This is a genomic window from Mesorhizobium sp. M4A.F.Ca.ET.050.02.1.1, from assembly GCF_003997725.1.
Lineage (GTDB): Bacteria > Pseudomonadota > Alphaproteobacteria > Rhizobiales > Rhizobiaceae > Mesorhizobium.
Genome location: NZ_RZSG01000169.1, coordinates 1 through 9623 on the forward strand (window position 1 = coordinate 1; position 9623 = coordinate 9623).

The following is a 9623-nucleotide window of genomic DNA, read 5'->3' on the forward strand; positions in this document are numbered from 1 at the left end:
CCGCAAATGACCTCGGTCCCGACGGTCGCGGTGCAGCCCAGCCAGAAGGGGCCGTTCGTCTACGTCGTCAAGCCGGACAATACGGTGGAGATGCGCCCCGTCCAGGTGGCGCTGACCGAGGGCGACAACAGCGCCATCAGCCAGGGCCTCAAGGGTGGCGAGAAGGTGGTCGTCGAGGGCCAGACCAGGTTGAAGGACGGCGCGGCCGTGCATGAGGGCAAGGCGGCGACCAATGGCGGCGCCCAGCGCGCACCCAAGGTGGCGCAAGCCGGCAAGGCGGGCGAGGCCAGCCAATGATCTCCGAATTCTGCATTCGCAGGCCCGTCGCCACCCTTCTGATGTCGTTCGCCCTCGTGCTGGGCGGACTGTTCGCCTACAAGTTCCTGCCGGTCGCGGCGCTGCCCAGCGCCGAGTTTCCGGTGGTCAACGTCTCCGCCCAACTGGCCGGCGCCTCGCCGGAGACCATGGCGACCTCCGTCGCGACGCCGCTGATCAAGCAGTTCGCCACGATCGCCGGCATCGATTCCATCTCGACCACTAATTCGCTCGGCCAGACCTCGATCGCCATCCAGTTCGTGCTCAACCGCGACATCGACGCAGCGGCGGCGGACGTGCAGGCGGCGATCGCGCGCACGCAAAGGTCGCTGCCGCCCGAGATGACGGCGCCGCCGAGCTATCGCAAGGTCAATCCGGCCGACGCGCCGATCCTGTTGATGTCGCTGGTCAGCGACACGGTCCCGCTGACCGATCTCGATGCCTTCGCCGAGAACGTCATCTCGCCCTCGCTGTCGACCATCGACGGCGTGGCGCAGGTTTCGATCTACGGCCAGCAGAAATACGCCGTGCGCATCCAGATCGACCCGACGGCGCTCGCCGCGCGCGGCATCTCGATCGACCAGCTGCAGACGGCGGTGGCGTCGGCCAACAGCAACACGCCGCTCGGCGTGCTGCAGAACGACAAGCAGCAATTGACCATCACCGCCAATACTCAGCTTAACAACGCGGCGGGTTTCGCGAATCTCATCATCGCCACCAAAGACGGTCACCCGGTACGGCTGGGCGATGTGACCCGCGTCGTCGATTCGGTTCAGACCACGACGACAGCGAGCTGGTATGACGGCACCCGCGCGATCATCATGGCCGTGCAGCGCCAGCCGGACGCCAACACGGTCGACGTCGTCGACAGGGTCAAGGCGATGCTGCCGTCCTTCCAGGACCAGATGCCGGGCGCCGCCTCGATCAAGCTGCTCAACGACCGCTCGACCTCGATCCGCCAGGCCGTCGACGACGTCCAATTCACGCTGCTTTTGACCATCGCGCTGGTGGTGATGGTGATCTTCGTCTTCCTGCGCCGCGTCACCGCGACGATCATCCCGGCCGTCGCCGTGCCGATCTCGCTGATCGCCACGCTCGGCGCGATGTTCCTGTTCGGCTTTTCCATCGACAACATCTCGCTGATGGGACTGACGCTCGCCGTCGGCCTGGTCGTCGACGACGCCATCGTCATGCTCGAAAACATCTTCCGGCACATGGAGGAAGACGGGCTCTCGGCCTTCGACGCGTCGCTGAAGGGCGCGCGCGAAATCGGCTTCACCATCATCTCGATCTCCATCTCGCTGGTGGCGGTGTTCATTCCCGTGCTGTTGATGGGCGGCGTCATCGGCCGCATCTTCAACGAGTTCGCGGTCGTGGTGACCGTCGCCATCCTGGCGTCGATGTTCGTCTCGCTGACGCTGACGCCGATGCTCTGCTCGCGCCTGCTTTCGGTCTCGAAGGCGGAGAGGGAAGCCCATGGAGGCGGCCACAGGCATGACTTCGTCACACGCTGCTACGACTGGCTGCTGAGCTTCTGCTTGCGCCACACCTTTTTGGTGTTCCTCGTCTTCATCGGCACCGCTGCGGCGTCGGTCTGGCTGATCGAGGTCTCGCCGAAGGGCTTCTTCCCGCAGGAGGACATCGGCCAGATATCGGTGACGACGGTCGCACGCCAGGACATCTCGTTCGACGCCATGGCGAAGCTCCAGGGCCAGGTGGCCAGCGTTTTCTCCCACTCGCCCTATGTCGATCATGTGGCGTGGTCGGCGGGCAGCGGCAACAATGCGCTCAACCAGGGCCAGTTGTTCGTGCAGCTCAAGGACAAGGACAAGCGCCCGGACATCGAAAAGGTGCTCTCGGATCTGCGCAAGCAACTGGCAGGGGTGGCCGGCATCGAGACCTATATGCAGCCGGTGCAGAACCTGAGGCTGGGTTCGCGGTCGTCGGCCAGCGCCTACCAGCTCGTGGTTCAAGGCCTCGATACCGGCCAGACCGATATCTGGGCACAGAAGCTGAATGACGCGATGGCGGCGGACCACAATTTCTTCGCCGATGTCACCAGCGACCTGCAGAACAATGCCCTACAGGCGTCGTTGGTGGTGGACCGCGACAAGGCCGCCCAGCTCGGCATCGATACCGATACGTTGCGCTCGGCACTCTATGGCGGCTTCGGCACCGATCAGGTCTCGACGATCTTCGGCTCGGCCGACAGCTATGCCGTGATCACCGAGCTCGACCCGAAGATCGAATGGTCGCCCGAGCGCATGCTGGCCATCCAGGTGCGGACGGCGAGCGGCAGCCTGGTGCCGCTTGGCGCCTTCGCCCATGTCGACCGCACGGCCGGCGCGCTCACCGTCAACCAGCTCGGCCAGCTTCCGGCGGTGACGATTTCCTACAATCTGCCGCCGGGCGTGGCGCTGGGCGACAGCGTGACCCGCATCGACCAACTCAAGGAGCAGGTCGGCATGCCGACAACGATCGGCACCAGCTTTGCCGGCACCGCCAAGATCTTCCAGGATTCGCTCGCCAACCAGGGGCTGCTGATCGGCGGCGCTATCCTGACCATCTACATCGTGCTCGGCATGCTCTACGAAAGCTTCATCCATCCGCTCACCATCCTCACCGGCCTGCCGTCGGCGGTGCTCGGGGCGGTGGTGGCGCTGCGGTTTGCCGGCATGGATATTTCGGTGATCGCGGTGATCGGCATCCTGATGCTGATCGGCATCGTCAAGAAGAACGGCATCATGATGGTCGATGTGGCGCTGGAGCTCAGGCGCGAGGGCATGTCGGCGGTGGAGTCCATCCACAAGGCCTGCCTGATGCGTTTCCGGCCGATCATGATGACGACGCTTGCCGCGCTGATGGGCACGTTCCCGATCGCGCTCGGCACCGGCGCCAGCGCCGAACTGCGCCAGCCGCTCGGCGTCGCGGTGGTCGGCGGCCTGCTCGCCTCGCAGGCATTGACGCTCTTCGTCACGCCGGTGATCTACGTCTATTTCGAGAATTTCTCCGGTTGGCTGCTCGGCTTCTCCTTTAAGAAGAGCCGGTCGGCGCTGCATGCTGTCGAAAGTGCGGAGCAACCGTCGCTGTTCGATCCGGAAGAAGGCCGGGTCATCCAGCTCCAGAAAGCGGCGGCCGAATAGCTCGACCGCCGCTTGCTGGCCCAAGCCGTCATGCTTGCGGCCACGTGTCGGCGGTTCTAGTCTGAGCTCATGTCCCACGATCATGACCATGACAACGAACTCGATCCGTTCGCGGCGCGCGTGCGCGCGCTGGAAACTATCCTCACCCAGAAAGGCCTGATCGATCCGGCCGCGATCGACGTCATCGTCGACACCTACGAGACCAAGATCGGCCCGCGCAACGGCGCCCAGGTGGTGGCCAAGGCCTGGACCGATCCGGCCTATGCCGACTGGCTGAGGCGCGATGCGACGGCGGCGATCGAATCGCTGGGCTATACCGGCCGGCAGGGCGAGCACATGCAGGCCGTCTTCAACAGCGAAGAGACGCACAATCTCGTCGTCTGCACGCTGTGCTCCTGCTATCCATGGACGGTGCTCGGCCTGCCGCCGGTCTGGTACAAGGCGCCGCCGTATCGCTCGCGGGCGGTGATCGATCCGCGCGGCGTGCTGGCCGAATTCGGCCTGACCCTGCCGGCGGACAAGAAGATCCGCGTCTGGGATTCGACGGCGGAGCTGCGCTATCTGGTGGTGCCGATGCGGCCGAAGGGCACCGAGGCCTGGAGCGAGGAGCAACTGGCCGAGCTGGTGAGCCGCGATGCGATGATCGGCACCGCGCTGGCCAAGGCGCCGCCATGACGGGGGAGCCGGCATGAACGGGCCGCAGGATCTCGGCGGGCAGATGGGGTTCGGACCGGTCGCGCCCGAAACGGACGAGCCTTATTTCCATGCCGCCTGGGAAGGGCGGGCCCTCGGCGTGACGCTCACCGCCGGCGCCATGGGCGCCTGGAACATCGACGAGAGCCGGCACGCGCGAGAATCTCTGCATCCGGCCGACTACTATGCTTCCAGCTACTACCAGATCTGGATCAAGGCGCTGGAAGTGCTGCTCAAGCGACATGGCTTCATCAGTGACCGCGATCTGGCCGAGGGCCGGGCGATCGATCCGGCCGCGACTCCCAAGAGGGTGCTGAAGGCGGAAAACGTGCCGGCTGCGCTGGCCAGGGGCGGCCCATGCAACCGGCCGGTCGCCACGCCGGCGCTGTTCAAGGCCGGCCAGCGGGTGCGGACGAAGAATTTCAATCCGAACGGCCACACGCGGCTGCCGCGCTATGCGCGCGGCAGGCAAGGCACCATCGAGGCGGTGCGCGAGGGTTTTGTCTTTCCCGACAGCAACGCGCACGGGCAAGGCGAGAACCCGCAATGGGTCTATACGGTCGTCTTCGACGGCACGGAGATCTGGGGCGATGGCGCCGACCCGACGCTGACCGTGTCGATCGATGCCTGGGAGAGCTATCTTGAGCCGGCGTGAAGACCTGCCGGCGGCCTTCGATGAGCCGGTCTTCGCCGAGCCGTGGCAGGCCGAAGTCTTCGCCATGACGGTGGCGCTGCATGACAAGGGCCTGTTTTCCTGGCGCGAATGGGCCGACGCATTGTCCGCTGAAGTGAAGAAGCCGGGTGCAGCAGCCGACGGCCATGACTATTACGAGCACTGGTTGGATGCGCTGGAGAGCTTGCTGTCGGCCAAGGGCGTCGCCGGCAGGGTCGAGGTCGACACGCTTGCCGCTGCCTGGGAGCGCGCCGCGCACGCCACGCCGCACGGCAAGCCGATCCTGCTCGAGAACGATCCCCAACTCGACCGCGGGCGGTAGGGGCCAGGTGGAATCGTCTGCCGCGCCATGGCCTTTGCTTCAAATCGCGATCGAGCCGAAATCGAAAGCCAATCAGGAGAAGCTGCTTGTCGCCTTGTCGAAGCTGGCGGATGAGAATCCTGACTTCCAAGTTACGTCAGATGAGGAATCGGGCCAAACGATCATCGCCGGCAGGGACGAGTATCACCTGGTCATCATGGTCGACCGCCTGCGCGACGAATTTGAGATCGGCGTGAATGTCGGTGCTCCGCAAGTGGCCTATCGCGAAACGATCACCCACGCCTGCGAACAGGACTACACCCACAAGAGGATTTTCGCCGGTAGGGGCCAGTTCGCTCGCGTCAAGATTGCGTTCGAGCCGAACGCATATAACGCGAACTTCGTATTTGTGTCCACGATCGTCGACGGTGCGATGCCAGACGAATATATTGCGGGAGTCGAAAAGGGGCTGCGCAGCGTCCTATCCTTGGGCCCCTTTGCAGGGTTCCCGATGATCGGCGTCAAGGCGACGTTAGTGGATGGCGCCTGTCACGAAACCGACTCTTCGGCTTCTGCTTTCGAGATCGCAAGTCGCCCCTGCTTCAGGGAAGCAGCGCCCAAACTCGGCGTGCGGTTGCTTGAGCCGATCATGAAGGTCGAGGTGGTGACGCCGGAGGATTATGTCAGCGACATTGCCGGCGACCTGAAGAGCCGTCGCGGCAAGATCGAGAGTCAAGAAATCCGGGGGATGGAGGTGGTCGTCAATGCGCTAGTGCCGCTCGCAAACATGTTCAAGCTGGAGGATACGCTCCGGTCGCGCTCGAAAGGGCAAGCGCGCGTCAGTGTCAGCTATGCCGGATACGTTCCTGTCCCCGTTCCACCCGACGATCGCGACCCGCCAGCGGCGATGGCTCTTGCCTGACCTCCACGCCGTTCGAATCCAACTGAGACGCGATAAGATTTGTTCCCTTTACGTTCTAGTTGGCGCCTGATAGTTTGAGCCGCAGTAGACGCCGAGTTCACCACCGGCGGTGGTCGATATGGCCGCTGACCTTGTCTTTCGCTCGCGAATCCGGTCTTTCCAGCTGATGGAATTCTCCCCCCAACAGGACGAGGCCTTGAAGGCGGTCGCGCGCTGGCTGAAGGATGGCCGGCCGCAGATTTTCCGGCTGTTCGGCTATGCCGGCACCGGCAAGACGACCCTGGCGCGCTATTTCGCCGAGCATGTCGACGGCCAGGTTCAGTTCGCCGCCTTCACCGGCAAGGCGGCGCAGGTGCTGCGCTCCAAGGGCGCGGTCAATGCCCGCACCATCCATTCGCTGATCTACAGGCCGAAGGGCGAGGAATCGGTGTCGGACGAGGTGACCGGCAAGACGTCGATCTCGCCGACCTTCTCGCTCAACCGGCAAAGCCCGATCGCGCGCGCCAAGCTGGTCGTCATCGACGAGTGCTCGATGGTCGACGAGCAACTCGGCCGCGACCTGATGAGCTTCGGCACGCCGATCCTGGTGCTCGGCGATCCGGCGCAGCTGCCGCCGATATCCGGCGGCGGCTTCTTCACAGAGCACGAACCGGACGTTCTGCTCACCGAAATCCATCGCCAGGCGCGCGACAATCCGATCATACGGCTGGCGCTCGACGTGCGCGAAGGCCGCGAATTCATGCGCGGCGACTACGGCACGGCGCAGGTCATCGGCAAGGAAGACGTCAACCAGGAACTGGTGCTGAAGGCGGACCAGGTGCTGGTCGGCACCAACCGCACGCGCAGGCGCTATAACCAGCGGCTGCGCGAGTTGAAGGGCTTCAACGCCGACTTCCCGCAGGCCGGCGACAAGCTGGTCTGCCTGCGCAACGACCCCGCCAAGGGCCTGCTCAACGGCTCGCTGTGGAAGGTGATGACCTCGTCGCGCGAGACGGTGAAGCCCGGCATCAACCTGCTGGTCTCGCCGGAAGAGGACGATCCGGACCGCGGCGTCGCCAAGATCAAGCTGCTCAAGGCGGCGTTCGAGGACCCCGACGCCGAGATCCCCTGGCAGCAGAAGAAGCGCTTCGACGATTTCGACTATGGCTATGCGCTGACCGTGCACAAGGCGCAGGGTTCGCAATGGAACGACGTCGTGCTGTTCGACGAAAGCTGGGCCTTCAAGGAAACACGCCAGCGCTGGCTCTATACGGCGATCACGCGGGCTGCGGAGCGGCTGACCGTGGTCAGGTAAGGCGGCCCGTCAACGTCGCGCGATCGGTACGGCGCCGAGCCACTTCCAGGCGGCGGCCTCGTCCTCGGCCTTGAAATACTTGAGGTCGACGGGCAGGGGTTTTGCAAGAAGGCCGTGAAACTCGCTAGTCCAGTCCGGCTCGCCGATCGTGGCGCAGCGGCCGACATGCCGCAGCGCCAAGGTCGTGCCCTGTGTGAGCGTTTCGCCGGCGACATTGCTCCAGTCAACACCACCGAGTTCGACGAGCCGCACCAGCACGTCGATCTTCGAATGGAGTGCGCAGGCGGCCTCCAGCAGGCCGAACAGGTTTTCTGCATCGGCGCCGGTGACATCGCCGACGACGTCGATGGCGAGAAGGTCGTCGCGGTCGGTGTCGATGCGGCGTATCGCCGGCACGGTTTCGAGGAAATTCACAGGCACCTCCTTCCGCTTGCGGCCGTCCTTCCGTCTGGAACACCGGAAACCCCCTGTCTGTTCCCACCAAAGACGGTATAGATGCGCCGCCAATGCACTCGGGGACCCGAAGCCATGCCCGCCAAGCTTTCCGTCAACCTCAACGCCATCGCCATGCTGCGCAACCGCCGCGATCTGCCCTGGCCGAGCGTGATCGGGCTCGGCCGCATTGCGCTCGCCGCCGGCGCGCACGGGCTGACCGTGCATCCGCGGCCCGATGAGCGGCACACGCGGCGCGCCGATTTGCCTCAGATCAGGGCGCTGATCGACGACGAGTTCCCGAAGGCGGAATTCAACATCGAGGGCCATCCCACGGAGGAATTCCTGGCGCTTGTGGAACAGCACCAGCCCGACCAGGTGACGCTGGTGCCGGACGATCCAAGCCAGGCAACGTCGGACCATGGCTGGAACTTCATCGCCGACGCGGCGTTCCTCACTCCGATCGTCAAGCGGCTGAAGAAAAGCGGCTTTCGCGTGTCGCTGTTTGCCGATTCGGATCCGAGCGGCGTGAATGCCGCGCGCGACACCGGCGCCGACCGCATCGAGCTCTATACGGGCCCATACGGCAGTTGCCATTCCGATTCCATCAAGGCAGCCAAGGAACTGGAAAAATTGGGAAAAACAGCGGATGCGGCATTTGCCGCGGGGCTGCAGGTCAATGCCGGGCACGACCTGACGGTGGCCAATTTGCCGGCGCTGGCAAAGCGCATTCCGGCGTTGGCCGAAGTGTCAATCGGTCACGGGTTGACAGCCGATGCATTGGAGTATGGCATGGCCGGCACGGTGGGACGGTTTCTCGGAGCTTGCGGTTGGTAGAGAGGCAAGCCCCGCGTTGCCGGCATGGAAGCCATAACGTGACGGCACTTGATATTGCATCGCAGCAAGCGTAGAGCACCGCGCGTTTATCGGAGTGTCGTTTATGGCCCTTGCCAACACTGGTAGTGAGGCAGAACCCGTCGACCAATCGAGCCATCCAGAAATCGAGCAGCACAGCACCAAGGTGTTGATGCTGGGCGCGCTCGGTGTGGTCTATGGCGATATCGGCACGAGCCCGATCTACGCGTTCCGCGAGGCGCTGGTGGCGTCGTCGGGCGGCGAGGTCGCCGAGCGCGGCGACATTCTCGGCGTGCTGTCGCTGATCATCTGGTCGCTGACCATCATCGTCACCATCAAATACATCATGTTCGTGCTGCGCGCCAACAACCGCGGCGAGGGCGGCGTGCTGTCGCTGATGGCGCTGGCGCGCAGCAGTTTTGCCACGCGCTCGGCGATCATCCTCGCCATTGGCATCGTCGGCGCTTCGCTGTTCTTTGGCGATGCGGTCATCACGCCGGCCATCTCGGTGCTGTCCGCGGTCGAAGGCATGAATGTCGTTACGCCTGCCTTCCAGCCTTACGTGGTGCCGCTGACGCTGCTCATCCTGGCGATCCTGTTCGCGGTGCAGCGGTTCGGCACCGGCGGCGTGGCGCTGATCTTCGGCCCGATCACGGCTGTCTGGTTCCTCGCCATCGGCCTGTCAGGCCTCAACCACATCATCGACGATCCCGAAATCCTGCTGGCGGTCAGCCCGCACTACATCGTCGCCTTCCTGATCCATTCGCCGGACGTCGCCTTCGTCACCATCGGCGCCATCTTCCTCGCCGTCACCGGCGCCGAGGCGCTCTATGCCGATCTCGGCCATTTCGGCCGCAAACCGATCGTGCTCGCCTGGTTGGCGATCGTGTTTCCCTGCCTGCTGCTCAACTACGCCGGGCAGGGCGCCTTCGTGCTGACGAAGAACGGCGTCGTCGGCCATCCGTTCTTTGAAATGAACGAGGGCTGGACGCTGA

8 protein-coding genes and 2 pseudogenes are annotated in these 9623 nt (G+C 64.3%); 9 read left to right on the forward strand and 1 reads right to left on the reverse strand.

Going from position 1 to position 9623, the window contains the following annotated elements:
- From EOA33_RS13890 to EOA33_RS13920, 7 genes and pseudogenes are all read left to right on the forward strand, one after another.
- Nucleotides 1-297, forward strand: a pseudogene (locus tag EOA33_RS13890) (efflux RND transporter periplasmic adaptor subunit); the annotation flags it as partial.
- Entirely contained in the window at nucleotides 294-3458 is a 3165-nt protein-coding gene (locus tag EOA33_RS13895; protein ID WP_127405869.1) for an efflux RND transporter permease subunit, read from the forward strand. The pseudogene EOA33_RS13890 and the gene EOA33_RS13895, both read left to right, overlap by 4 nt.
- Before the next feature lie 69 nt (nucleotides 3459-3527).
- Nucleotides 3528-4133: a nitrile hydratase subunit alpha gene (gene nthA / locus EOA33_RS13900; RefSeq protein WP_127405870.1), complete on the forward strand. Its 606-nt coding sequence runs from the start codon at nucleotides 3528-3530 to the stop codon at nucleotides 4131-4133.
- Between the two features lie 13 nt (nucleotides 4134-4146).
- A complete protein-coding gene (gene nthB / locus EOA33_RS13905) occupies nucleotides 4147-4806 on the forward strand; it encodes a nitrile hydratase subunit beta (RefSeq protein WP_127405871.1) in 660 nt (219 codons plus the stop codon).
- Complete coding sequence (locus EOA33_RS13910; protein ID WP_127405872.1) at nucleotides 4793-5146, forward strand: nitrile hydratase accessory protein; 354 nt, start codon at nucleotides 4793-4795, stop codon at nucleotides 5144-5146. The genes nthB and EOA33_RS13910 overlap by 14 nt, the downstream gene beginning before the upstream one ends.
- Nucleotides 5147-5171: 25 nt before the next feature.
- Nucleotides 5172-6047 (forward strand): annotated as a pseudogene (locus tag EOA33_RS13915) (translation factor GTPase family protein); the annotation flags it as partial.
- Between the two features lie 166 nt (nucleotides 6048-6213).
- Complete coding sequence (locus tag EOA33_RS13920; RefSeq protein WP_127400594.1) at nucleotides 6214-7341, forward strand: ATP-dependent RecD-like DNA helicase; 1128 nt, start codon at nucleotides 6214-6216, stop codon at nucleotides 7339-7341.
- Between the two features lie 9 nt (nucleotides 7342-7350).
- Here the strand turns inward: EOA33_RS13920 and EOA33_RS13925 are convergent, their stop codons facing one another.
- The gene (locus EOA33_RS13925) at nucleotides 7351-7755 is read right to left on the reverse strand and encodes an STAS/SEC14 domain-containing protein (RefSeq protein ID WP_127405874.1); all 405 of its coding nucleotides are present in this window, start codon (nucleotides 7753-7755) and stop codon (nucleotides 7351-7353) included.
- Nucleotides 7756-7869: 114 nt separating this feature from the next.
- On the opposite strand from EOA33_RS13925, the gene EOA33_RS13930 reads away from it, so the two are divergent.
- Together EOA33_RS13930 and EOA33_RS13935 are read left to right on the forward strand one after the other, a co-directional pair.
- Nucleotides 7870-8610: a pyridoxine 5'-phosphate synthase gene (locus tag EOA33_RS13930; protein ID WP_127405875.1), complete on the forward strand. Its 741-nt coding sequence runs from the start codon at nucleotides 7870-7872 to the stop codon at nucleotides 8608-8610.
- Between the two features lie 103 nt (nucleotides 8611-8713).
- Nucleotides 8714-9623, forward strand: a 910-nt coding sequence (locus tag EOA33_RS13935) for a KUP/HAK/KT family potassium transporter (protein ID WP_190234270.1), incomplete at its 3' end; no start/stop codon positions are given.

Excerpts from the sequence above, each read along its gene's own strand:
- EOA33_RS13895 (WP_127405869.1), top strand. The coding sequence starts at position 294 with ATGATCTCCGAATTCTGCATTCGCAGGCCCGTCGCCACCCTTCTGATG.
- nthA (WP_127405870.1), top strand. The coding sequence starts at position 3,528 with ATGTCCCACGATCATGACCATGACAACGAACTCGATCCGTTCGCGGCG.
- nthB (WP_127405871.1), top strand. The coding sequence starts at position 4,147 with ATGAACGGGCCGCAGGATCTCGGCGGGCAGATGGGGTTCGGACCGGTC.
- EOA33_RS13920 (WP_127400594.1), top strand. The coding sequence starts at position 6,214 with ATGGAATTCTCCCCCCAACAGGACGAGGCCTTGAAGGCGGTCGCGCGC.
- EOA33_RS13930 (WP_127405875.1), top strand. The coding sequence starts at position 7,870 with ATGCCCGCCAAGCTTTCCGTCAACCTCAACGCCATCGCCATGCTGCGC.